The sequence below is a fragment of the Ramlibacter sp. Leaf400 genome, from assembly GCF_001424545.1.
Classification (GTDB): Bacteria; Pseudomonadota; Gammaproteobacteria; order Burkholderiales; family Burkholderiaceae_C; genus Ramlibacter.
On record NZ_LMQL01000013.1, the window covers coordinates 188,588 to 212,701 of the forward strand.

Below are 24,114 nucleotides of genomic sequence, written 5' to 3' on the forward strand. Positions count from 1 at the left end.
CGGAGGGCGGCTGTCCGCACAGCCGCCCTTTCGTTCGTCTGGAGCCCGGCTCCGGCTTAGCTGAAAGAAAAGATGCAGAAACTCTTGCTGGCAGTCGACAGGCTCTCCACCTGGCTCGGGCAGCTCTTCGCCTGGGGCATCGTCCTGCTCACCTTCGGCATCTCCGCGGAGGTGTTCTCACGCTACGTGCTGGGCAAGCCGCACAGCTGGATGCTGGACGTGCAGATCATGCTCTACGGCATCCTGTTCATGATGGCCGGCGCCTACACGCTGTCCAAGAACGGGCACGTGCGCGGTGACGTGCTCTACGGGTTCTTCCGCCCTCGCACGCAGGCCACGCTGGACCTGACCCTCTACGTCATCTTCTTCCTGCCGGGCGTGGTGGCGCTCACCTGGGCCGGCTGGAACTTCTTCACCGAGTCTCTGGCGATCCGCGAGCAGACGTTCAACGCCGACCCGATCCCGGTCTATCCCTTCAAGTTCTTCATTCCCTTCGCCGGCGCCATCCTGCTGCTGCAGGGAGTGGTGGAGATCGCCCGCTGCGTGGTCTGCATCCGCGAGGGCGCCTGGCCGTCCCGCGAGCAGGACGTCGAGGAGGTGGACGTCGACAAGCTCAAGGCGATGGTGCACGCCGATGAACACCCGGAACTGGCGGCCACGCCGGCCGAACGCGGAGGGGGCCCGCTGTGAAAATTCGCAAGGAACTCTGGTTCGGCTTCGTGCTGATGGCCATCATCGTGATGGCCGCCCTCTTCATGCTGGTCACGGTGGAGCGCATCGAGCGCGGCCACATCGGCCTGCTGATGCTCTCGCTGGTGGTCGTGGCCATCATGCTGGGCTTTCCCACCGCCTTCACGCTGATGGGCATGGGAATGATCTTCACCTGGCTGGCCTACGACAGGAACACCACCCACACGCTCGACCTGATGGTGCAGGCGGCCTTCAAGACGATGGCCAACGACGTGCTGATCTCGATCCCGCTGTTCGTCTTCATGGGCTACCTGGTCGAGCGCGCCAACCTGATCGAGAAGCTGTTCCGCAGCATCCACCTGTCGCTGGCGCGGGTGCCCGGCGCCCTGGCGGTCGCCACGCTGGTCACCTGCGCGGTGTTCGCCACGGCCACCGGCATCGTCGGTGCGGTGGTCACGCTGATGGGCCTGCTCGCATTGCCCGCCATGCTGCGCGCCGGCTACAGCGTGCAGCTTTCCGCGGGCGCCATCACGGCCGGCGGTTGCCTGGGCATCCTGATCCCGCCTTCGGTGCTGCTGATCGTGTACGGCGCCACGGCGGGCGTCTCGGTGGTCCAGCTCTACGCGGGCGCCTTCTTCCCGGGCCTGATGCTGGCGGGCCTCTACATCCTCTACGTGATCGTGCTGGCCAAGCTCAAGCCCTCGCTGGCTCCGCCGCTCTCCGCCGAGGAGAGAGTCGTGCCGCTGCCGCCGCTGACGCAGCGCATCACCGCGACCGGTGAGGCGCACGCCGTGGGCGGCCTGCTGCAAGCGCTGAAGGGATCGCGCAATCGCGACGTGCCGACGGGCTACCTGCTGCGCCAGCTGGGCATCGCGCTGCTGCCCGCCATCGTGTTCGCCGCCGTGGCGATCTGGAGCTATGGCGTGGCCACGGCCCCGGCGGCGGCGGAAGACCCGGGCGCGGCGGGGCTCACCCGCATGGGCGACGCACCGGCGGCGTCCAGCAACCAGGGCGGCCTCGCCGAGCCGCCGTCGAACGAAGGGGGCCTGCGGGAGCCGCCGGCGGAAGGCGGCCTGCAGGAGCCCCCGGCCGAAGGTGGACTCAAGGAGCCACCCGCCGAAGGGGGCGCGCCAGCGCCAGCGGCTGCGCAAGGCGTGCAAGAGCCTCCTGCTGCCGAGGGGGTCAAGCCACCGCCGGGCGCCGAAGCCTCCCCGGCCGCACCTGCCGGGGACGCCAAACCCGCAACGGCCGCTGCCGACGAACAGAAGGGAACCTCCCCTTCGACCGGCTACTGGATCGGCCTGGGGATCGGGGCCGCGGCCATCGCCTTGTTCTACGTGCTGCTGAGCTTCGCGCGCTTGGAAGTTTTCAAGATGCTGCTGACCAGCTTCTTCCCGCTGGTCATCCTGATCCTGGCCGTGCTCGGCTCCATCGTGATGGGGCTGGCCACGCCCACCGAGGCGGCGGCCGTAGGCGCGCTGGGCGGCTTCCTGCTGGCCATCGCCTACCGGCAGCTCACCCTGGAGGTCGTCAAGGAAAGCGTCTTCCTCACCGCCAAGACGTCCGCCATGGTGTGCTGGCTGTTCGTCGGTTCGGCCATCTTCTCGGCCGCCTTCGCGCTGCTGGGCGGGCAGGAGCTGGTGGAACGCTGGGTGCTGTCGATGAACCTGACCACCGTCCAGTTCCTGCTGCTCTCCCAGGTGATCATCTTCGTCCTGGGCTGGCCGCTGGAGTGGACGGAGATCATCGTGATCTTCATGCCGATCTTCGTGCCGCTGCTGGACAACTTCGGCGTCGATCCGCTGTTCTTCGGGCTGCTGGTCGCCCTGAACCTGCAGACGGCCTTCCTGTCGCCGCCGGTGGCGATGGCGGCCTTCTACCTGAAGGGCGTGAGCCCGCCGCACGTGTCGCTCAACCAGATCTTCCTGGGGATGCTGCCGTTCATGGGGATCCAGGTCGTCGCCATCTTCCTGCTCTACATGTTCCCGCAGATCGGCCTGTGGCTGCCGCAAGTGCTCTACGCCCGCTGACCGGCGCGAGCGGGGCGCGCGCCTGGAAACTCGACAGGCCGCGCCCCAGCCTCTCGCTGGATGAGTGGGACCCGGCCTCGCAGCCTTTCGGCAGCGGCGACAAGGCGACCGACAAGCGCGAGGTCGAGGAGCTGTCCGCCGAGATCGACCAGCTCCAGGACGTGTTGTTCGCCGACCGGCGGTTCAAGCTCCTGGTCGTGCTGCAAGGGCCCGATGCGTCGGGCAAGGACGGCACCATCCGCAAGGTGTTCGGCCAGGTGAGCCCGCTGGGCGTGCTCACCTGCAGCTGGGGCCCGCCCAGCGAGGAGGAGAGCGCGCACGACTTCCTCTGGCGCATCCACCAGCGCGTGCCCAAGGCCGGCGAGCTGATGCTGTTCAACCGCAGCCATTACGAGGACGTTCTGGTCCCCCTGGCCGAGCACGGGATGAAGCAAGCGCAGGCGCTGGAGCGCTGCCGCCAGATCGTGGACTTCGAGCGCATGCTGGCGGAGACCGGCACCGTCATCCTCAAGTTCAAGCTGCTCATCAGCAAGGCCGAGCAGGCCCGGCGCCTGCAGGCCCGCATGGACGACCCCACCAAGGCCTGGAAGCTCCAGGCCCACGACCTCGAGGCGCGCAAGCACTGGGCGGCCTACCGCAAGGCGTACGAACTGGTGCTGGCCGCCACCGCGTCGCCGTTCGCGCCGTGGATCCTCGTGCCGGCGGACTCCAAGACCCACCGCAACCTCATGATCGCCCAGCTGGTGCGCCACCAGCTCAAGAGCATGAAGCTGCGCTATCCGCCGATCGATCCCGCCCTCGCGGGAGCGGCGATCCGCTAGCCGTCCGCTTTGACGTTGACGTAAACGTCAATTAAGCTCGCGGGACTGGAGACCTCCCCCATGACCGACCTGTCCGCCGAATTCAAGGCGCTCGCCAGCTACCGCCCGACCCAGAAAGTCCGCTTCGTCACCGCCGCCAGCCTGTTCGACGGGCACGACGCGGCCATCAACATCATGCGGCGCATCCTGCAGGGCATGGGCGCGGAGGTGATCCACCTCGGCCACAACCGCAGCGTCGACGAAGTGGTGACCGCCGCCGTCCAGGAGGACGTCCAGGGCATCGCGATCAGCTCCTACCAGGGCGGCCACGTCGAGTACTTCAAGTACATGGTGGACCTGCTGCGCGAGCGCGGCGGCGCCCACATCCAGGTGTTCGGCGGCGGTGGCGGCGTCATCGTGCCGGCCGAAATCCGCGAACTGCAGGAGTACGGCGTCACCCGCATCTACAGCCCCGAGGACGGCCAGCGCATGGGCCTGCAGGGGATGATCGGCGAGATGGTGATGCGCTGCGACCAGGACCTGTCGCCGCACGCGCCCAAGGACGCCAAGGCCATCCAGGGCCACCAGGAAGCCAGCTGGCGCGCGCTCGCGCAGCTGATCACCGCGCTGGAGAACGGCTCGGCCGACGCTTCGCTGCTGGCCGCGGTCCGCCAGCAGGCCGGCCTGGCCAAGGTGCCGGTGGTGGGCATCACGGGCACCGGCGGCGCCGGCAAGTCCTCGTTGACCGACGAGCTCATCCGCCGCCTGCGCCTGGACCAGGACGACCGCCTGCGCGTGGCCGTCATCTCGATCGACCCGTCCCGCCGCAAGAGCGGCGGCGCGCTGCTGGGCGACCGCATCCGCATGAACGCCATCGGCCCCTGGCGCCAGGGCCCGCGCGTGTTCATGCGCTCGCTGGCGACGCGCGATTTCGGCAGCGAGATCTCCGCCGCCCTGCCGGACGTGGTGGCGGCCTGCAAGGCCGCGGGCTTCGACCTGATCATCGTCGAGACCTCCGGCATCGGCCAGGGCGACGCGGCCATCGTGCCGCTGGTGGACGTGCCCATGTACGTGATGACGCCGGAGTTCGGCGCCGCCAGCCAGCTCGAGAAGATCGACATGCTGGACTTCGCCGAGTTCGTGGCGATCAACAAGTTCGACCGCAAGGGCGCGCAGGACGCGCTGCGCGACGTGGCCAAGCAGGTCCAGCGCAACAAGGAAGCCTGGGGCAAGCGGCCGGAGGAGATGCCGGTGTTCGGCACCATGGCCGCGCGCTTCAACGACGACGGCATCACCGCCCTGTACCAGGCGCTCAGGTCCCGCCTGCAGGAGCTCGGGTTGCCGCTGCAGGAAGGCCGGCTGCCGGTGGTCGGCGTGCGCCACAGCACCAACCAGACCTCCATCGTGCCGGCGGCGCGCACGCGCTACCTGGCGGAGATCAGCGACACCGTGCGCGGCTACAAGAAGCATGCGCGCGAGCAGGCCAGATTGGCTCGCGAAGTGCAGCATCTGCAGGAAGCGGCCCGCATGCTCAAGGTCGACAAGCCGGAGCGTGCTCCGGCCGCCGAGGCGGCCCTGGACCTGGCCGGCAAGCGCAAGTCGAAGATGGACCGCGATGCGACGCACCTGCTGCAGCAGTGGCCCGACATGGTCAAGGCGTACTCGGGCGAGGAGTACGTGGTGAAGATCCGCGACAAGGAGATCCGCACCGCGCTCACCACCAAGTCGCTGTCCGGCACCTCCATCCGCAAGGTCGCCCTGCCCCGCTACGAGGACCACGGCGAGATCCTGCAGTGGCTGATGCTGGACAACGTGCCCGGCAGCTTCCCCTACACCGCCGGCACCTTCGCCTTCAAGCGCGAGAACGAGGACCCCACCCGCATGTTCGCGGGCGAAGGCGACGCCTTCCGCACCAACCGGCGCTTCAAGCTGCTGTCCGAGGGCCTGCCGGCCAAGCGCCTGTCCACGGCTTTCGACTCCGTCACGCTGTACGGCAACGACCCGGACCCGCGACCGGACATCTACGGCAAGGTGGGCAACTCCGGCGTGTCAATCGCGACGCTGGAGGACATGAAGGTGCTGTATTCGGGCTTCGACCTGTGCAGCCCCAGCACCTCGGTGTCGATGACCATCAACGGCCCGGCGCCCACGATCCTGGCGATGTTCATGAACACCGCCATCGACCAGCAGCTGGACAAGTTCAAGGCCGACAACGGCCGCGCACCCACGGCCACCGAGGCGGCCAAGATCCGCGAATGGGTGCTGGCCAACGTGCGCGGCACGGTTCAGGCCGACATCCTCAAGGAGGACCAGGGCCAGAACACCTGCATCTTCTCCACCGAGTTCAGCCTGAAGGTGATGGGCGACATCGCCGAATACTTCGTGCACCACAACGTGCGCAACTTCTATTCGGTGTCGATCTCGGGCTACCACATCGCCGAGGCGGGCGCGAACCCGATCAGCCAGCTGGCCTTCACGCTCTCGAACGGCTTCACGCTGGTGGAGGCGTACCTGGCGCGCGGCATGCACATCGACGACTTCGCGCCCAACCTGTCGTTCTTCTTCTCCAACGGCATGGACCCCGAATACACGGTGATGGGCCGGGTGGCGCGCCGCATCTGGGCGGTGGCGATGAAGGACAAGTACGGCGCCAACGAGCGCAGCCAGAAGTTGAAGTACCACATCCAGACCTCCGGTCGCAGCCTGCACGCCCAGGAGATCAACTTCAACGACATCCGCACCACGCTGCAGGCGCTGATCGCGATCTACGACAACTGCAACTCGCTGCACACCAACGCCTTCGACGAGGCGATCACCACGCCCACCGAGGACAGCGTGCGCCGGGCCATGGCGATCCAGCTGATCATCAACCGCGAGTGGGGGCTGGCGAAGAACGAGAACCCCAACCAGGGCAGCTTCATCGTCGAGGAGCTGACCGAGCTGGTGGAAGAGGCGGTGCTGGCCGAGTTCGAGCGCATCGCCGAACGCGGCGGCGTGCTCGGCGCCATGGAGACGGGCTACCAGCGCGGCCGCATCCAGGACGAGAGCATGCATTACGAGATGCTCAAGCACACCGGCGAGCTGCCCATCATCGGCGTCAACACCTTCCGCAACCCGCACGGCGACCCCACCCCCGAGAAGCTCGAGCTGGCGCGTTCCACCGACGACGAGAAGCAGAGCCAGCTCAAGCGCCTGCAGGGCTTCCAGTCCGGCAATGCCGGCGAGGCCCCGGCCATGCTCCAGCGCCTGCAGCAGGCGGTGATCGACAACCGCAACGTCTTCGAGGTGCTGATGGACGCGGTGCGGGTGTGCTCGCTAGGCCAGATCACCGGTGCGCTGTTCGAGGTCGGCGGCCAGTACCGGCGCAACATGTGATGCGGGGGCGGCCGCTCGAGCGCCGGCCGCGCCGCCCGTGTCAGCCTTTCGACAGCCGCCGCGTGTGGCTCCTTGTAACGCAAAACTACTTAAGGGCTTCCCCCCTGTCACGGCGCAGCACGCCTCCCTAGCATTCGTCCTCTTGCCATCGGCCCATTGCCCGATGGCGCGGAGGACCACGATTTGCCAGGTGAGATCATTCTCGAGACGAAGGGCCTGACGAAGGAGTTCAAGGGCTTCGTCGCCGTCAACAACGTCGATCTCCAGGTCCGCCGCGGCGACATCCACGCTCTGATCGGTCCCAACGGCGCCGGCAAGACCACCTTCTTCAACCTGCTGACCAAGTTCCTGCCGCCCACGCGCGGCACGATCTCCTACCTCGGCACCGACATCACGCACGAGCGGCCCGCACAGACGGCTCGCCGCGGCATCGTGCGGTCCTTCCAGATCTCCGCCGTGTTCCCGCACATGACCGTGCTGGAGAACGTGCGCGCGGCGCTGCAACGCAACCTGGGCACCTCGTTCCACTTCTGGAAACCCGAGCGTTCGCTGTACCACCTGCACGATCGCGCCATGCAGCTGCTGGCCGAGGTGGACCTGCAGAGCTTCGTCGGCGAGCTCACGGTCAACCTGCCCTACGGCCGCAAGCGCGCGCTGGAGCTGGCCACCACCATGGCGCTGGAGCCCGACCTGATGCTGCTGGACGAACCCACCCAGGGCATGGGGCACGAGGACGTTCACCGCGTCACCGAGCTGATCAAGAAGGTCTCCGCCGGCCGCACCATCCTCATGGTGGAGCACAACATGAACGTGGTGTCCTCCATCGCCGACCGCATCACGGTGCTGCAGCGCGGCGGCGTCATCGCCGACGGCCCCTACGCCGAGGTGTCGCGCAACCCGCTGGTCATCGAGGCCTACATGGGTTCGGCCGACACCGAACTGCAAGGGGCTCACTGAGATGGCCAACGAACTCCTGCAGATCGAGAACCTCAACGCCTGGTACGGCGAGTCGCACGTCCTGCACGGCGTCAACCTGAGCGTGGCCGAGGGCGAGGTCGTCTCGCTGCTCGGTCGCAACGGCGCCGGCCGCACCACCACGCTGCGCGCCATCGTCGGCCTGACCGGCCGCCGCACCGGCTCCATCCGCATCCGCGGCCAGGAAGCCATCGCCCTGCCCCCGCACAAGGTGGCGCGCCTGGGCATCGGCTACTGCCCCGAGGAGCGCGGCATCTTCGCCAGCCTCTCCGCGGAGGAGAACCTGCTGCTGCCGCCCACCGTGGGCCAGGGCGGCATGAGCCTGGGCGAGATCTACGACATGTTCCCGAACCTGAAGGAGCGAGCCAGCAGCCCCGGCACGCGCCTTTCCGGCGGTGAACAGCAGATGCTGGCGGTGGCCCGCATCCTTCGAACCGGCGCGCGCCTGCTGCTGCTCGATGAGATCTCCGAGGGCCTCGCCCCCGTCATCGTCCAGAAGCTCGCCGAGACCATCCGCACGCTCAAGGCCAAGGGCTACACCATCGTCCTGGTCGAGCAGAACTTCCGCTTCGCCGCGCCGCTGGCCGACCGCTTCTACGTCATGGAGCACGGCAAGATCGTCCGCGAGTTCGCCCAGCACGAGCTGCAGGCCAACACGGCGATGCTGCAGGAATTCCTGGGCGTCTGACCCTTCCACTTTCCACACCGGCTCATCAAAAGGAGACCCGCATGAAACTCAAGAAGCTGTTTGCCGCTAGCGCCCTCGCCGCGGCGGGCGTTTTCGGCGCGGCCACGCCCGCCATCGCCCAGTATTCCGGCGACGTCATCCGCATCGGCATCATCACGGACATGTCGAGCGTCTACGCCGACATCGACGGCCAGGGCGGCGTGGAAGCCATCCGCATGGCCATCGCCGACATGGGCGGGGCCATCAACGGCAAGAAGATCGAGGTGCTCTCGGCCGACCACCAGAACAAGCCCGACGTCGCCGCCTCCAAGGCGCGCGAGTGGATCGACACGCAGGGCCTGGACATGCTGATCGGCGGCACCAACTCCGGCACCAACCTGGCCATGGCCAAAGTCGCGGCCGAGAAGAAGAAGCCGTTCATCTCCATCGGCGCCGCCACCTCCGCGCTGACCAACGACCAGTGCACGCCCTACACCCTGCACTGGGCCTACGACACCACCGCCCTGGCCAAGGGCACGGGCGCGGCCGTGGTCAAGCAGGGCGGCAAGAGCTGGTACTTCCTGACCGCCGACTACGCCTTCGGCCACCAGCTGCAGAGCGACACCACCAAGGTGGTCGAGGCCAACGGCGGCAAGGTGGTGGGTTCGGTGCGCGCGCCGCTCAACGCCAGCGACTTCTCCTCCTTCCTGCTGCAGGCGCAGGGCAGCAAGGCCCAGATCCTGGGCCTGGCCAACGCCGGCGGCGACACGATCAACTCGATCAAGGCCGCCAACGAGTTCGGCATCACCAAGACGATGAAGCTGGCCGGCCTGCTGGTGTTCATCAACGACATCCACTCGCTGGGCCTGAAGACCACCCAGAACATGTACCTGACGGACAGCTGGTACTGGAACCAGAACCAGGAAACCCGTGCCTGGGCGCGCAAGTTCTTCGACAAGGTCAAGCGCATGCCCTCGTCGATCCAGGCTGGCGACTACTCGGCCACCACGCAGTACCTGACGGCGGTCAAGGCCGTGGGCACCGACGACGCCGAGAAGGTGCTGGAGCACATGAAGAAGGCCAAGTTCAACGACGTCTTCATGAAGAACGGCTACGTCCGCGCCGACGGCCGCGTGATCCACGACATGTACCTGATGCAGGTCAAGACGCCGGAGAAGTCCACCGAGCCCTGGGACTACTACAACGTGGTCCAGGTGTTCAAGGGCGAGGAGGCCTGGACCACCAAGGCCGAGAGCAAGTGCCCGCTCTGGAAGTGATCGGCTAGCAAAGTAGTAGAAACGAACCGGCCCCTCGAGGGCCGGTTCCCCAAGAGAGTCCCATGACAGAGATCTTCGGTATCCCGATCCAGGCCTTCCTCGGGCAGTTGATGCTCGGGCTGGTCAACGGCGCGTTCTACGCCATGCTCAGCCTCGGCCTGGCGGTGATCTTCGGGCTGCTGGACATCGTCAACTTCGCGCACGGCGCGCTCTACATGGTCGGCGCCTTCGCCGCGTGGATCATGCTGGACAAGTGGGGCATCAACTACTGGGTCGCCCTGATCGTCGCGCCGCTCGTGGTGGGCGCGCTCGGCGTGGTCATCGAGAGGCTGTTCCTCAAGCGCTTGTACGGGCTCGATCCGCTCTACGGCCTGCTGCTCACCTTCGGCCTTTCACTGATCCTGGAAGGCATCTTCCGCGACCAGTACGGCGTCTCCGGGCAGTCCTACCCGGTGCCCGACGCGCTGGCCGGCGCCACCAACCTCGGTTTCATGGTGCTGCCCAACTACCGCGCCTGGGTCGTGCTGGCCTCGCTCGTGGTCTGCCTGGGCACCTGGTTCCTGATCGAACGCACCCGGCTGGGCGCCTACCTGCGGGCCGGCACCGAGAACGCCAAGCTGGTCCAGGCCTTCGGCGTCAACGTGCCGCTGATGGTGATGCTGACCTACGGCGCCGGCGCCGCGCTGGCCGCCATGGCCGGCGTGCTGGCCGCGCCGGTGATCCAGGTGACGCCGCTGATGGGGTCCAACCTGATCATCGTCGTCTTCGCCGTGGTGGTGATCGGCGGCATGGGGTCCATACTGGGCTCGGTCGTCACCGGACTGGGACTGGGCGTGATCGAAGGGTTCACGCGCGTGTTCTACCCCGAAGCGTCCAACGTCGTCGTGTTCGTCATCATGGCGATCGTGCTGATGCTGCGACCCGCCGGCCTGTTCGGCAAGGAGGCCTGAGGATGAACACGACGCAAGCTGCAACCGCAACCGCAACCGCCACCGCGACCACCGGCACGGCCGGCCCCGCCGCGGTGCCCTCCGTCCCGCTGGCGGCCACGGGCATCAGCCCGCTCACGCGCTTCGCCTACCTCGCGCTGCTGGCGCTGGCCGTCGTCGCGCCGATGGTGGGCCTGTACCCCGTGTTCGGGATGAAGCTGCTGTGCTTCGCCCTGTTCGCCTGTGCCTTCAACCTGCTGCTGGGCTTCACCGGCCTGCTGTCGTTCGGCCACGCCGCCTTCTTCGGCTCGGCGGCGTACATCGCCGGCTGGCTGGTCAAGGCGCAGGGCTGGTCGCCCGAGCTGGGCCTCCTGGCCGGCATCGTCACCGGCGCCCTGCTGGGCCTGGTCTTCGGCCTGGTCGCCATCCGCCGCCAGGGCATCTACTTCGCCATGGTCACGCTGGCGCTGGCGCAGATGGTCTTCTTCGTCTGCCTGCAGGCGCCGTTCACCGGCGGCGAGGACGGCCTGCAGGGCGTGCCGCGAGGAACGCTCTTCGGCGTGCTGCCGCTCACGTCCGACCTGACGCTCTACTACGTGGTGCTGGCCATCTTCGCGATCTGCTTCCTGGGCATCATCCGCGTGGTCACCTCGCCCTTCGGCCAGGTGCTCAAGATGATCCGGGAGAACGAGCCGCGCGCCATCTCGCTGGGCTACGCGGTCGACAAGTACAAGCTGCTGGCCTTCGTGCTGTCGGCCAGCCTGGCCGGCCTGGCGGGCTCGCTCAAGACCATCGTCATGGGCTTCGCGTCGCTGACCGACGTGCACTGGTCCATGTCCGGCGAGGTGATCCTGATGTCGCTGCTGGGCGGCGTGGGCACCTTCTTCGGCCCGGTGTTCGGCGCCGGCGTCGTGATCGCGCTGCAGAACCTGCTGGCCGACAAGGTCGGCGCCTGGGTCACGGTGATCATCGGCGCCATCTTCGTGGTCTGCGTGCTGGCCTTCCGCAAGGGCGCGGTCGGCGAGCTGCACGCCTGGCTGGAGAGGCGCAAGTCGCGCGCGAACGGCTGACGTTCGCGAGACAGGTGATGGAAGGCCGGCGCAAGCCGGCCTTTCTCTTTGGGTCCGCGCTGGTGCTGTCATGCAGGCGATTGCCGGGCCCGCGCCGCGGCCTTAGCCTGCGCGTTCACAGCCCCCACCACTTTCCCGAGGACCCCGCCATGAACGACCTCTTCAGCCTGCACGGCCGCGCCGCCCTGGTCACCGGCGGCTCGCGCGGCATCGGCCGCATGATCGCCTCCGGCTTCCTGCGCCAGGGCGCGCGCGTCTACATCACCGCGCGCAAGGCTGCGGCCTGCGACCAGGCGGCGGCCGAGATGTCCAGCCTCGGCCCCTGCACCTCGCTCCCGCTCGACGTGTCCACGCTGGAGGGGTGCCGAGCGCTGGCCGAGGAGATCGCCCGGCGCGAGCCCGCGCTCGACATCCTGGTCAACAACGCCGGCGCCGCCTGGGGCGAGGCCTTCGAGACCTTCCCCGAGAGCGGCTGGGACAAGGTGGTGGACCTGAACCTGAAGACGCCGTTCTTCCTCACCCAGGCCCTGCACGCGCCGCTGAAGGCGGCCGCGCGCGTGCGCCCGGCCAAGGTGATCAACATCGCCTCGATCGACGGCATCTCGGTCAATCCGTGGGAGACCTACTCCTACGCCGCCAGCAAGGCCGGCCTGATCCACCTGACCCGGCGCATGGCGCTGCGCCTCGCGCAGGACAACATCGTGGTCAGCGGCATCGCCCCCGGTCCCTTCGCCTCCGACATGAACAAGCAGGCGCGCGACCATGCGGACGACGTGGCGCAGCGCGTGCCGGTCGGCCGCATCGGGACGCAAGAGGACATGGCGGGCGCGGCCATCTTCCTGGCCTCGCGCGCCGGCGACTACGTGGTGGGCGAAACCATCGTGGTGGACGGCGGCGTCACGCACGCACGCGGCTGACGCCGCGGCGCTTCAGGCCAGCGACCAGTTCTGCGGGCCCTTGCTGGCGATCTTGGCGGCGCCCACCTGGTTGCCCAGTTCGGCGCAGCGCGCCAGCGGCCAGCCTTGCTCCAGGCCGTGGAGCAGGGCGCCCCGCCAGGCGTCGCCGCAGCCGGTGGGGTCGACGATGGCGGGTGCCTTGACCGGGGGCACCACGGTCTTCTCGCCGGCTATCCACACCTCGCAGCCCTCGCCGCCCAGTGTGACGACCAGGCCCTGCACCTTGCGCGAGATCGCGGCGGAGTCCCAGCCGGTGCGCTCGCTCAGCATCTTGCCTTCGTAGTCGTTGACGGTGACCCAGGTCGACTTCTCGATGAAGCCGGCCAGCTCCTTGCCGTCGAACATCGGCAGGCCCTGGCCCGGGTCGAACACGAACGGGATGCCGGCGTCGTGGAACTGCTGCGCGTGCTGCAGCATCGCGTCGCGGCCGTCGGGCGAGATGATGCCCAGCTTGATGTCCGACCGCGCCTGGATGCGCGTGATGTGCGCCTGCGTCATCGCGCCGGGGTGGAAGGCGGTGATCTGGTTGTTGTCCAGGTCCGTCATGATCATCGCCTGCGCGGTGTACGCGTCATCGATCTGGCGCACGAACTCCGTGGCGATGCCCAGCGAGCGCAGGCGATCGAGGTAGCCCGCGCCGTCCATGCCCAGCGTGGCCATGGGCAGGGGCGTGCCGCCCAGCAGCTTGAGGCTGTAGGCGATGTTGCCGGCGCAGCCGCCGAAGTCGCGGCGCAGCTGCGGCACCAGGAACGAGACGTTCAGGATGTGCAGCTGGTCCGGCAGGATCTGCTGGGCGAAGCGGCCCTCGAAATTCATGATGGTGTCGAAGGCGAGGGATCCGCAGATGACGGCTGCCATGGTTGCTCTTTTGCTGTGGTGGTGAGATCAGGGATAGAAGGCCAGCAGGCGGTAGCCCGCGATGCGGCCCGCGCCGGAGGCGGCGTCCACGGCCAGCGCGACGCTGGCGGCGAACTCCGAGGCCGGCGCGATGGTGGGCGAAGCAGCGCCGAGTTCCTGGGGCGTGAGCACCCGCTGGAGCACGGCCTGGTCCTGCGTGTCGGTCAGCGTCAGCTGCAGCGAGGGAACGGCCACGGGCTGGTCGGACTGGTTGCGCAACGAGAAGCTCAGGCGATAGGCGTCGGGGCGCAGCCGCGTGAAGCCGCTGTTGTCGATCAGGATGGCTTCGATGCGCTGGGGCGGGCCGATCGTGCAGGCCAGCGGCAAGCACAGGGCCTCCAGCCAGGGCTTCAGGTTCGGGTTCACGGCGGCCAGGCGATGGCGCTCCTGCACCGTGTACTGCAGGCCAAGGAGCGCCGCGAGTCCCAGCGCGCCGAGCAGGAGCCCCAGGCGCGTCGATGGTCGGCTCCAAAAGGCCTTGCGGCGGGCCTGCCGCACGAAGGACAGGTCCTCCACTTCGTCGTCGGGCGGCTCGATCGGCCACGGCCTCGCGGACGTGCTGTGCGAAAAGCCGGAGAGCCCTGCCGCAGGCGTGCTCGGTTGAAAGGACGAGTTGCGCCCGGCCGGCAGGCTGTCCTCGAAGGTCGAGATGCGCGCGTCCTGCGGGTGGAAGCGCGCATCCACGAAGTCGTCGTCCGCGTCTTCGGAGGGCCCGAAGTCCTGGACCGGCTTGGGCGGCAACGCGGCCGGCGGCGGCGTGAGTTCTTCGACGGGCTTCGGGGGCTCGACGGGACTGGGCTCGGGGTCCTGCTCCGCCGCGTCCTGCCGCAGCAGCCGCAGCGGCGTCACGCCGGAATCAGCATCGGGCGCAATTCGAGCCGGGCCCTCCTGCGGTTCAGGCGCCCCGGCGGTGGCCGGCGCATCCGGCCGCATGCTCGCGGTGGCGTCGAACACCTCGCCGCACTGGCCGCAGCGCACCCAGCCTTCGGAGATCTTCAGCTGGTCGGGCACAACCCTGAACATCGTCCCGCACGCCGGGCACCCGGTGATCATGCTCATGAGCCGGGCATTGTAGAAGCCGCTCAGAGCCGGGCCGTCATGAGGATCCAGCCCTCCTCGGCGTCCGCCACCTCCAGCCGCGCGTGCGGCGCGTAGGCCTGCTTCAGTTCGTCGGCCTGGCGCTCCAGGATGCCGGCCAGCACCAGCGAACCGCCCGGCGCCACGTGGCCGCACAGCAGCGGCGCCAGCACCTTCAGGGGCGTGGCCAGGATGTTGGCCAGCACGGTCTGGTAGCGGCCCTGGGCCCGGTCGGGCAGGCCCGCGTTCAGCGACACGTCATTGGCCGCCGCGTTGTCCAGCGTGGCCCGCACCGCGGCCTCGTCGATGTCGACCGCGTCGATCTCGCCCGCGCCGTACTTGGCCGCGCCGATGGCCAGGATGCCCGAGCCGCAGCCGTAGTCGAGCACGCGCTGCCCTCGCGGCGGATGCCGGGCGATCCAGCGCAGGCACATGCGGGTGGTGGGATGGGTGCCGGTGCCGAACGCCAGGCCCGGGTCGAGCCGGATCACCTGCGCGGCCTGGGCCGGCGGCTCGTGCCAGCTGGGCACGATCCAGAACTCGGGCGTGATCTCCACCGGCGCGAACTGCGATTGCGTCAGGCGCACCCAGTCCTGTTCGGCGACCTCCTCGATCCCCAGCACCGTGCAGCCCGCGAAGAAATCCTGCGCCTGCAGCAGCCGCAGCGCCTCGTCGGCCGCCCCGCGTTGGGGGAACAGCGCCAGCACGCGCGAACGCTGCCAGCCTTCGCGCGGCGGCGGCAGGCCGGGCTCGCCGAACAGGGCCTGTTCGGCGTCGGTCTGCGCGTCGGCGTCCTCGACGGAGACGCTCAGGGCGTCCAGCGCTTCGAGCGCCTCGCCCAGAGCCTCGACCTGGGCTTCAGCGCAGAGCAGGCGCAGCTCGAACACCCGGCCTCCGGATCAGCGTTTATGGTGCGACAACCACTGCTCGAGGTAGTGGATGTTGGTGCCGCCGGCCATGAACTTGGCGTCCACCATCAGCTCGCGGTGCAGCGGGATGTTGGTGTTGATGCCCTCGACCACCGTCTCCAGCAGCGCGGTGCGCATGCGCGCGAGCGCCTGCTCCCGCGTGTCGCCGTGCACGATGATCTTGCCGATCATCGAGTCGTAGTTGGGCGGCACGAAGTAGTTGTTGTAGACGTGGGAGTCGACGCGCACGCCGGGACCGCCGGGGGCGTGCCAGAGCGTGATGCGGCCCGGCGACGGCGTGAACTTGTAGGGGTCTTCCGCATTCACCCGGCATTCGATGGCGTGGCCGCGCAGCTGGATGTCGCGCTGGGTGAAGGGCAGCTTCTCGCCGGCCGCCACCATGATCTGCGTCTTGACGATGTCCACGCCGGTCACCAGCTCGGTGACGGGATGCTCCACCTGCACCCGCGTGTTCATCTCGATGAAATAGAACTCGCCGTTCTCGTACAGGAACTCGAAGGTGCCGGCGCCGCGGTAGCCGATCTTCTTGCAGGCCGCCGCGCAGCGCTCGCCGATGCGCTCGATCAGCTTGCGCGGGATGCCCGGGGCCGGCGCCTCCTCGATGATCTTCTGGTGGCGCCGCTGCATGGAGCAGTCGCGCTCGCCCAGGTAGACCGCGTTGCGGTGCTTGTCGGCCAGGATCTGGATCTCGATGTGCCGCGGGTCCTGGAGGAACTTCTCCATGTAGACCGCCGGATTGCCGAAAGCGGCGCCGGCCTCGGCCTTGGTCATCTGCACCGCGTTGACCAGGGCGGCCTCGGTGTGCACGACGCGCATGCCGCGCCCGCCGCCACCGCCGGCGGCCTTGATGATCACCGGGTAGCCCACCGCCTTGGCGATGCGGCGGATCTGCGCCGGATCGTCCGGCAGCTCGCCCTCGGAGCCGGGCACGCAGGGCACGCCCGCCTTGATCATGGCCTGCTTGGCCGACACCTTGTCGCCCATCATCCGGATCGATTCCGGCGTCGGGCCGATGAACTGGAAGCCGCTCTTTTCCACCCGCTCGGCGAAATCGGCGTTCTCCGACAGGAAGCCGTAGCCGGGGTGGATCGCCTCGGCATCGGTGACCTCGGCCGCCGAGATGATGGCCGGCATGTTGAGGTAGCTCAGGGGGGACGGCGCGGGGCCGATGCAGACGGCTTCCTCGGCCAGCTTGACGTACTTGGCGTCGCGGTCGGCTTCGGAATAGACCATCACGGCCTTGATGCCGAGCTCGCGGCAGGCTCTCTGGACTCTCAGGGCGATCTCGCCCCGGTTCGCCACCAGGATCTTCTTGAACATGAGGGGGTGCTTACCGGATCACTCGATGATGAACAGCGGCTGGCCGTATTCGACCGCCTGCCCGTTCTCGCAAAGGATCTGGGTGATCGTCCCGCTCTTGTCGGCCTCGATCTCGTTGAGGATCTTCATCGCCTCGATGATGCAGATGGTGTCGCCTTCCTTGACCTGGCTGCCCATCTCCACGAACGACTTGGCGCCCGGGCTGGAGGCCCGGTAGAAGGTGCCCACCATGGGCGACTTGACCGTGTGGCCGGCCGGCGCGGCAGCGGGCGCGGGGGCAGCGGGTTGTGCGGCCGCCTGGCCGCCGAGGGCCGGTGCGGCCGCGGCCTGGGCGACGGGTGCGGGTGCGAACTGCTGCACCATGGGCACGCCGCCCTTGACGATGCGGACCTTGCCTTCGGCTTCGGTGATCTCGAGTTCGGAGACGTTCGACTCGGAGACGAGGTCGATGAGCGTCTTGAGTTTTCGCAAGTCCATGGGCTTTGCCGCTTGTTATGAGGAAAGTCGGCGAATTTACAGCAAAACGCTGCGATTTTTACGTTTCTTCGCCGATTTTCTTGTTCGGCCGGGCGTCGGAAAGGGCGCCGAAGATGCCGCGTCAGGCCGCGGATGCCCACCGATCGAGGTCGGAACGGGACACTTTGCCCATTCTACGCTGGCGGATCGAGCCGTCCGGACCGAAGACCACGGTGAACGGCAAGCCGCCGCTCAGGTTGCCCAAGGCCTTGCCCAGTTCCGTCCCTTCCAGGCCGGCGAGCCCGATCGGGAATCGAACCGGCGTCTTGGTAAGAAACTGGCGCACCGAGCTGGGCTGGTCGATCGCCAGTCCCACCACCTGCCAGCCGCGCGCGGCCTGCTGCTGCCCGAAGGCGTCCAGCAGCGGGAGTTCTTCCACGCAGGGCGGGCACCAGGTCGCCCAGAAATTGAGCAGCAGCGGCTTGCCGCGGAAAGCCGACATGGCCAGCGGCGCGCCGGCCGGCGTGGTGAAGATGGCCTTCCAGAACTGGTCGGGCGCGGCCTCGGCGATCTCGCCCGGCCGCAGTCGCCACCAGGCCAGGCCGCCGCCGGCTACCGCGGCGGCGGCGCCCACGCCCACCATCAACAGGCGGCGCCGGCGGACTTGCGCGCCATTCGAAACAGCCGTCGCCATCACGCCGCCTCCAGCAGGGCGCGCACCGCGCTCATGTCGCCACGCGGCACCCGCCGGCGCGCGTCCGGCTTGAGCGCGCCGCGCAAGTCGTCGTGGTCGTGGATCAGCAGGTGCACGCCCACCGGCTCGCCCAGGCCCGGGCACACGCTGGAGAGGCTCAGCGCCTCCACGGGCAGGCCCTGGAAGCCGGTCACCGTGCGGGCCTCGTAGTCGACGCCCTTGTCGATCAGCGCGATCTCGGCCGATTTCGGGTCGTCGCAGAACAGTTGCAGGTAGATGTCGGACAGGCGCGTGGCCGTGCCGTTCCACACCGCGCCGGTCAGGTGCGGCCGGAACTCCGCCAGCCGCTCCATCCAGGTGAGCGCATGGCGGCGCAGGGCTTCCAGCTCCGCGGGCTGTGTTTCGCCGCAGAACAGCGAGATGTATTCCCGCACGGCTTCCTCGACCGTGTCGTTGTCGGGCAGTGCAGCGCGCTGGGGCAGCCCCAGCTGCCTGACCGCGCGGCGCTTGGCCGGGCCGTATTCCAGGCCTTCCTCCACCACCATGCGCGCGGCCGTGGCGGCGATCTCCGATTGCATCGTGTCCATCACGACGGAATTGTGCCCTCGGTGGCAGCGGCGCGACGATCGCGCCGCACATGCACGGACCGTGCGAAGGCCATCGCGATAATCGGCCGATGCACATCCATATCCTGGGCATCTGCGGCACGTTCATGGGCGGTGTCGCGGCCCTCGCCCGCGAAGCCGGGCACCGGGTGACGGGCTGCGACGCCGGCGTCTACCCGCCGATGAGCGACCAGCTGCGGGCCCTGGGCATCGACCTCATCGAAGGCTTCGGCGCGGACCAGCTCGCTCTCAAGCCCGACGTCTGGGTGGTCGGCAACGTGGTCTCGCGGGCCCGCCAGCCGGACGGATCGCCGCGCTACCCGCTGATGGAGGCGATCCTGGAGCAGGGCGCGCGCTACACCAGCGGGCCGCAGTGGCTGGCCGAGAACGTGCTGCACGGCCGCCACGTGCTGGCCGTCGCGGGCACGCACGGCAAGACCACCACCACCTCGATGCTGGCCTGGATCCTGGAGCACGCCGGCCAGGCGCCGGGCTTCCTGGTCGGCGGCGTGCCGGTGAACTTCGGCGTCTCGGCGCGCCTGGGCACCGGCCGGGGCTTCGTCATCGAGGCCGACGAATACGACACGGCCTTCTTCGACAAGCGCAGCAAGTTCGTGCACTACCGGCCGCGCACCGCGATCCTGAACAACCTGGAGTTCGACCACGCGGACATCTTCGACGACCTCGCGGCGATCGAGCGGCAGTTCCACCACCTGGTGCGCACCGTGCCGCCCTCGGGCCGCGTGGTCGTCAACGGCCTGGAAGAGAGCCTGGCGCGCGTGCTGCACCAGGGCTGCTGGAGCGAGGTGCGCAGCTTCGGCGCGGCGGTGAGCGACTACACGGCCGAAGGCGACCCGGGCGCCTTCGACGTGGTCCTTCGCGGCGAGCGCGTTGGCCGGGTCGACTGGGACCTGAGCGGCGTGCACAACCAGCTCAATGCCCTGGCGGCCATCGCGGCGGCCGAGCACGTGGGCGTCTCGCCGGCCGCGGCGGCCCGTGCGCTCGGCGAGTTCCGCAACGTCAAGCGGCGCATGGAACTGCGCGGCGAGGTGCGCGGCATCAAGGTCTACGACGACTTCGCGCACCACCCGACGGCCATCCGCACGACGGTCGACGGGCTGCGCCGCAAGCTCGGCCCGGACGGCGGCCGCATCCTGGCGGTGTTCGAGCCGCGCAGCAACACCATGAAGCTGGGCACCATGAAGTCCCAGCTGCCCTGGAGCCTGGAGCAGGCCGACCTGGCGTTCTGCCACGGCGGCGGGCTCGGCTGGGACGCCCGCGAGGCGCTTGCGCCCATGGGTGCGCGCGCCGAGGTGGGCGACACCATCGACCAGCTGGTGGAGATGACGGTGGCCGCGGCTCGTCCGGGCGACAACCTCGTCTGCATGAGCAATGGCGGCTTCGGCGGCATCCATGGCCGCCTGCTCGAGGCGCTGTCGCGCCGCTGATCGTCAGTCGAAGGAAAGAGGCGCCGGCGCCGTGAAGTCGTGCGGCTGCAGCCGCGACGCCGACCCGCGCGAGTCCCGCACGCCCGAGGCGGGCAACTGGCTCGGCTGCTGGCTGTAGAGCGAGGAATCCGAGCCTTCGGCGCGCCGCAGCGACGCCTGCGAAGCGCGCTTGGGATTCGACGTGATCGCGCCCACGAGATAGAGCGCCGCCAAGTCCTGCGCAAGCTGCACGCCCACCAGGCCGGTGCGTTGCTGCAGCTCGGCGAAGGTACCGGGCGCCATCGACAACTCGCGCAGCAGCAGCAGGTGGGAGTCGCGCAGCAGGCGCTGCGGCAGCCGCGGCGGCCGCCGGAAGTACAACATCTCGGTGCGGTAGCGGCGAGGCAGCACGTCGCGGACGGTGCGCAGCGCGTAGTGCCACATCAGTTGGGAAAGGCTGGTGTGGGTGAACTGGTCCGGCAGCTTGGCGTCGCGCGGCCGCGCGGTCCACATCGCATCCACGAAGTCCATCGGCGAGGCCGTGGGCAACACGGCCGCATCGCCGCGCAGGTCCACCACCGCGATCAGCGTGCCGTTGAGCGCCGTGACGTGGTAGACGCCGGAACCCAGCGCACTCTCCTGCTCCAGCACCTGCGAGGCGAGGCAGAACTGGGCGATGGTGGGGCGCAGCCAGGTTTCCAGGCGGCCCAGCACGGCGCCCACGCTTTCCGGATCTTCCAGGTCGAAGGCCAGTTCAGGCTGCAGGTTGCGCGGCAGCGGCCGGGCGAAGACCATGGGGCGGTCCACGTCGGGCATGTTGATCTGGACCGAGCGGCCCGCCGGCACGCCGGAGGCGATGCGCAGCGTGGTGGCCGACAGGATCTGCGTGCGGCCGCCGTAGAGCCAGAGCGCGTCGGCTTCGCCGAACTTGGAGAACTCCCAGGTCAGCCCGCCCGGCGAGGCGTGCGGCAGGACACGACCCAGCATTTCCTGCTGCTCCAGGGAAAAGCCGGCCATGCCGATGCGTAGGAGCGGGAGTTCGAATGACATGGGGTACTGCCTTTGCCGGTCCGCTCGCGCGAAGCCGGCAGGAGCAACCAATGTAGTGGCACTGTTACGGGGTGTAAAGCAAACAGTGCAGGTTTTTTGTTAACGGCGCCGCCGCGCGTCCACGGCCTGCGACAACACGCCCAGCAGATCGACCGAATCGTTCCAGCCCAGGCAAGCGTCCGTAATGCTTTTCCCGTATTCCAGGTCGCCCGGCAGGTCCTTGCCCGGGGTGAACTTCTGTGCGCCCGCCTGGAGGTGGCTTTCCACCATCACGCCGAAGATGCTGCGCGAGCCGCCGGCGATCTGCCCGGCGATGCTGCGCGCCACGTCCAGCTGCTTCTCGTGCTGCTTGCTGCTGTTGGCATGGCTGCAGTCGACCATCAGGCGCGCCGGCAGCTTGGCCGCCTCCAGGTCGCGGCAGGCGATCGCCACGCTGTCGGCGTCGTAGTTGGGCGCCTTGCCGCCGCGCAGGATGACGTGGCAGTCGCGGTTGCCGTTGGTCTGCACGATCGCCACCTGCCCGTTCTTGTGCACCGACAGGAAGTGGTGGCCTCGGGCGGCGGCCTGGATGGCGTCGGTGGCGATGCGGATGTTGCCGTCGGTGCCGTTCTTGAAGCCGATCGGTGCCGACAGGCCCGAGGCCAGCTCGCGGTGCACCTGGCTCTCGGTGGTGCGCGCGCCGATCGCGCCCCAGGCGATCAGGTCGCCGATGTACTGCGGCGAGATCACGTCCAGGAATTCGCTGCCCGCGGGCAGCCCCATGCGGTTGATCTCGATGAGCAGCTGGCGTGCCATGCGCAGGCCTTCGTCGATCCGGAAGCTCTCGTCGAGGTAGGGGTCGTTGATCAGGCCCTTCCAGCCCACCGTTGTGCGCGGCTTCTCGAAGTACACCCGCATCACGATCTCCAGCGTGTCGGCGTACCTGGCGCGCACTTCCTTCAGGCGCCGCGCGTAGTCGAGCGCGGCGTTCGGGTCGTGGATCGAACACGGCCCGATGACCACCAGCAGCCGGTCGTCGGTGCCGGCCATGATGTCGTGGATGCGTCGGCGGGTGCCTGTGATGAGGCTTTCCACCGCCGTCCCGCGGATCGGGAAGAAGCGGATCAGGTGTTCGGGAGGAGGCAACACGGTGATGTCCTTGATGCGTTCGTCGTCGGTTTCGCTCGTTTTGTCGACGGGATGCGCATACCAGGGCTCGCTGGCGGCGGGGTGGACATTCATCGTGGGCTCCTGTGCGGGATGAGGGTGGACGAAAAAAAACCGCCGGGGGGTTCCCGGCGGTTTTCTGAGGTTCCTTGCGCTTCTTGCGGATACGCCTAGGACTCTCGACCGCCGGGGTCAGAGAACCAGAAATAACCAAAAAAGAAGACGCTTTGCTTGCGCATGACGAGGGACTCTAACACAGCGCTTTTGATGTGCAAGCTCAGGCCGTGCCGCCCACGGTCAGGCCGTCGATGCGCAAGGTGGGCTGGCCCACGCCCACGGGCACGCTCTGGCCTTCCTTGCCGCAGGTGCCCACGCCGCTGTCCAGCCGCATGTCGTTGCCGATCATGGACACGCGGGTCAGCGCATCGGGACCGTTGCCCACGATGGTGGCGCCCTTGACCGGGTACTGGATCTTCCCGTTCTCGACCCAGAAGGCCTCGCTGGCGGAGAAGACGAACTTGCCCGAGGTGATGTCGACCTGCCCCCCGCCGAAGTTGGTGGCGTACAGGCCCTTCTTGATGCTGGCCACGATCTCGTCGGGCGCCTTGTCGCCGCCCAGCATGTAGGTGTTGGTCATGCGCGGCATCGGGATGTGGGCGTAGCTCTCGCGCCGGCCGTTGCCCGTGGGCGCTACGCCCATCAGGCGGGCGTTGAGCGAGTCCTGGATGTAGCCGCGCAGGATGCCGTCCTCGATCAGCACGTTGCGCTGGCTCGCGTTGCCCTCGTCGTCGACGTTGAGCGAGCCGCGCCGGTCGGAGATGGTGCCGTCGTCCAGCACGGTGACGCCCCTGGCCGCCACTCGCTGGCCCACGCGCCCGGAGAAGGCGCTCGATCCCTTGCGGTTGAAGTCCCCCTCCAGCCCGTGGCCGATGGCCTCGTGCAGCAGGATGCCGGGCCAGCCGGGGCCGAGCACGACCGTCATCTCGCCGGCCGGCGCCGGCCGCGACTCCAGGTTGGTCAGTGCCGCCTTCACCGCGTCGTCCACGTACTCCTGCACGTGCTGCTCGTCGAAGTAGGCCAGGCCGAAGCGCCCGCCGCCGCCGCTGGAGCCCACCTCGCGGCGGCCGTTCTGCTCGGCGATCACCGTGATCGACATCCGCACCAGCGGCCGCACGTCGGCGGCCAGCGTGCCGTCGGCACGGGCCACCATCACCACGTCCCATTCGCTGGCCAGGCCGGCCATCACCTGCACGATGCGCGGGTCCTTGGCGCGGGCGAGCTTCTCCGCCCGCTCCAGCAGCTGCACCTTGGCGGTGCTGTCGAGCGTGGCGATCGGGTCCACCGCGGGATAGAGCGAGCGGCTGGACGCGACCTTCTTGTCGGCCGCCTTGGCCCGGCCCGAGCGCGCGGCCGAGGAGATCGAGCGCACCGTGCGCGCCGCATCCAGCAGCGAGGCCTCGGAGATGTCGTCGGAATAGGCGAAGGCGGTCTTCTCGCCGCTCACGGCGCGCACGCCGACGCCCTGGTCGATGCTGAAGCTGCCGGTCTTGACGATGCCTTCCTCCAGGCTCCAGCCCTCGCTGCGCGTGTACTGGAAATAGAGGTCCGCATCGTCGACCTGGTGGGCCGTGATCTCGGCCAGGGCGCGCGACAGATGGGTTTCGTCGAGGCCGAACGGCTCGAGCAGGAGGCGCTGCGCGGTGGCCAGGCGCTCCAGGGTGGGTTCGCGGGAGATCATCGGGGG

At 68.5% G+C, this 24,114-nt stretch carries 21 protein-coding genes; 11 read left to right on the forward strand and 10 right to left on the reverse strand.

Annotation, left to right across the window (positions count from 1 at the left end; all coding sequences use genetic code 11):
• Positions 1–72 precede the first annotated feature (72 nt).
• The 10 genes from ASG30_RS19460 (at position 73) to ASG30_RS19505 (ending at position 12,730) form a co-directional block, all read left to right on the forward strand.
• Positions 73–690 carry a TRAP transporter small permease subunit gene (locus ASG30_RS19460; RefSeq protein WP_055900795.1) on the forward strand — a complete coding sequence of 206 codons (618 nt, stop codon included), beginning with the start codon at positions 73–75 and terminating at the stop codon, positions 688–690.
• Positions 687–2,720 carry a TRAP transporter large permease subunit gene (locus ASG30_RS19465; protein WP_055900798.1) on the forward strand — a complete coding sequence of 678 codons (2,034 nt, stop codon included), beginning with the start codon at positions 687–689 and terminating at the stop codon, positions 2,718–2,720. Before ASG30_RS19460 ends, ASG30_RS19465 begins: the two co-directional genes overlap by 4 nt.
• Complete coding sequence (locus ASG30_RS19470; RefSeq protein ID WP_055900801.1) at positions 2,690–3,541, forward strand: PPK2 family polyphosphate kinase; 852 nt, start codon at positions 2,690–2,692, stop codon at positions 3,539–3,541. The genes ASG30_RS19465 and ASG30_RS19470 overlap by 31 nt, the downstream gene beginning before the upstream one ends.
• Before the next feature lie 60 nt (positions 3,542–3,601).
• Entirely contained in the window at positions 3,602–6,895 is a 3,294-nt protein-coding gene (icmF, locus tag ASG30_RS19475) for a fused isobutyryl-CoA mutase/GTPase IcmF (RefSeq protein WP_055900804.1), read from the forward strand.
• Between the two features lie 183 nt (positions 6,896–7,078).
• On the forward strand, positions 7,079–7,852 hold the full coding sequence (locus ASG30_RS19480; RefSeq protein WP_055900807.1) for an ABC transporter ATP-binding protein: 774 nt from the start codon (positions 7,079–7,081) through the stop codon (positions 7,850–7,852).
• Between the two features lies 1 nt (position 7,853).
• Positions 7,854–8,558 carry an ABC transporter ATP-binding protein gene (locus ASG30_RS19485; RefSeq protein ID WP_055900810.1) on the forward strand — a complete coding sequence of 235 codons (705 nt, stop codon included), beginning with the start codon at positions 7,854–7,856 and terminating at the stop codon, positions 8,556–8,558.
• A 41-nt stretch (positions 8,559–8,599) separates the two neighbouring features.
• Positions 8,600–9,814, forward strand: a complete 1,215-nt coding sequence (locus ASG30_RS19490) for an ABC transporter substrate-binding protein (RefSeq protein WP_055900813.1) — start codon at positions 8,600–8,602, stop codon at positions 9,812–9,814.
• 62 nt (positions 9,815–9,876) lie between these two features.
• Complete coding sequence (locus ASG30_RS19495; RefSeq protein WP_055900814.1) at positions 9,877–10,764, forward strand: branched-chain amino acid ABC transporter permease; 888 nt, start codon at positions 9,877–9,879, stop codon at positions 10,762–10,764.
• 2 nt (positions 10,765–10,766) lie between these two features.
• Positions 10,767–11,813: a branched-chain amino acid ABC transporter permease gene (locus ASG30_RS19500; RefSeq protein ID WP_082522205.1), complete on the forward strand. Its 1,047-nt coding sequence runs from the start codon at positions 10,767–10,769 to the stop codon at positions 11,811–11,813.
• A gap of 149 nt (positions 11,814–11,962) precedes the next feature.
• Positions 11,963–12,730, forward strand: coding sequence for an SDR family oxidoreductase (locus tag ASG30_RS19505; RefSeq protein ID WP_055900817.1), 768 nt, complete (start codon positions 11,963–11,965; stop codon positions 12,728–12,730).
• A gap of 12 nt (positions 12,731–12,742) precedes the next feature.
• On the opposite strand, the gene ASG30_RS19510 is transcribed toward ASG30_RS19505, so the two are convergent.
• The 7 genes from ASG30_RS19510 to ASG30_RS19540 form a co-directional block, all read right to left on the reverse strand.
• Entirely contained in the window at positions 12,743–13,627 is an 885-nt protein-coding gene (locus ASG30_RS19510) for a carbohydrate kinase family protein (protein ID WP_055900820.1), read from the reverse strand.
• A gap of 27 nt (positions 13,628–13,654) precedes the next feature.
• A complete protein-coding gene (locus ASG30_RS19515) occupies positions 13,655–14,725 on the reverse strand; it encodes a DUF3426 domain-containing protein (RefSeq protein WP_082522206.1) in 1,071 nt (356 codons plus the stop codon).
• Between the two features lie 23 nt (positions 14,726–14,748).
• Positions 14,749–15,630 carry a 50S ribosomal protein L11 methyltransferase gene (gene prmA / locus ASG30_RS19520; RefSeq protein WP_055900826.1) on the reverse strand — a complete coding sequence of 294 codons (882 nt, stop codon included), beginning with the start codon at positions 15,628–15,630 and terminating at the stop codon, positions 14,749–14,751.
• Positions 15,631–15,642: 12 nt separating this feature from the next.
• A complete protein-coding gene (gene accC / locus ASG30_RS19525; RefSeq protein ID WP_055900829.1) occupies positions 15,643–16,992 on the reverse strand; it encodes an acetyl-CoA carboxylase biotin carboxylase subunit in 1,350 nt (449 codons plus the stop codon).
• Between the two features lie 18 nt (positions 16,993–17,010).
• Positions 17,011–17,469, reverse strand: a complete 459-nt coding sequence (gene accB / locus ASG30_RS19530) for an acetyl-CoA carboxylase biotin carboxyl carrier protein (protein WP_055900832.1) — start codon at positions 17,467–17,469, stop codon at positions 17,011–17,013.
• A 121-nt stretch (positions 17,470–17,590) separates the two neighbouring features.
• Positions 17,591–18,142: a TlpA family protein disulfide reductase gene (locus tag ASG30_RS19535; RefSeq protein ID WP_055900835.1), complete on the reverse strand. Its 552-nt coding sequence runs from the start codon at positions 18,140–18,142 to the stop codon at positions 17,591–17,593.
• Complete coding sequence (locus ASG30_RS19540; RefSeq protein ID WP_200947333.1) at positions 18,142–18,729, reverse strand: hypothetical protein; 588 nt, start codon at positions 18,727–18,729, stop codon at positions 18,142–18,144. Before ASG30_RS19540 ends, ASG30_RS19535 begins: the two co-directional genes overlap by 1 nt.
• Positions 18,730–18,818: 89 nt before the next feature.
• Here ASG30_RS19540 and mpl point away from each other — a divergent pair, with 89 nt between their 5' ends.
• A complete protein-coding gene (gene mpl / locus ASG30_RS19545; protein ID WP_055900840.1) occupies positions 18,819–20,195 on the forward strand; it encodes a UDP-N-acetylmuramate:L-alanyl-gamma-D-glutamyl-meso-diaminopimelate ligase in 1,377 nt (458 codons plus the stop codon).
• Positions 20,196–20,198: 3 nt separating this feature from the next.
• Here mpl and ASG30_RS19550 read toward each other — a convergent pair whose 3' ends face one another.
• From ASG30_RS19550 to tldD, 3 genes are all read right to left on the reverse strand, one after another.
• Entirely contained in the window at positions 20,199–21,224 is a 1,026-nt protein-coding gene (locus ASG30_RS19550; RefSeq protein ID WP_055900843.1) for a hypothetical protein, read from the reverse strand.
• Positions 21,225–21,323: 99 nt separating this feature from the next.
• Positions 21,324–22,445 (reverse strand): 3-deoxy-7-phosphoheptulonate synthase, encoded by a 1,122-nt coding sequence (locus ASG30_RS19555; protein ID WP_055900846.1) that lies wholly within the window; start codon positions 22,443–22,445, stop codon positions 21,324–21,326.
• A gap of 202 nt (positions 22,446–22,647) precedes the next feature.
• Positions 22,648–24,108 (reverse strand): metalloprotease TldD, encoded by a 1,461-nt coding sequence (gene tldD / locus ASG30_RS19560; RefSeq protein WP_055900849.1) that lies wholly within the window; start codon positions 24,106–24,108, stop codon positions 22,648–22,650.
• Positions 24,109–24,114 lie beyond the last annotated feature (6 nt).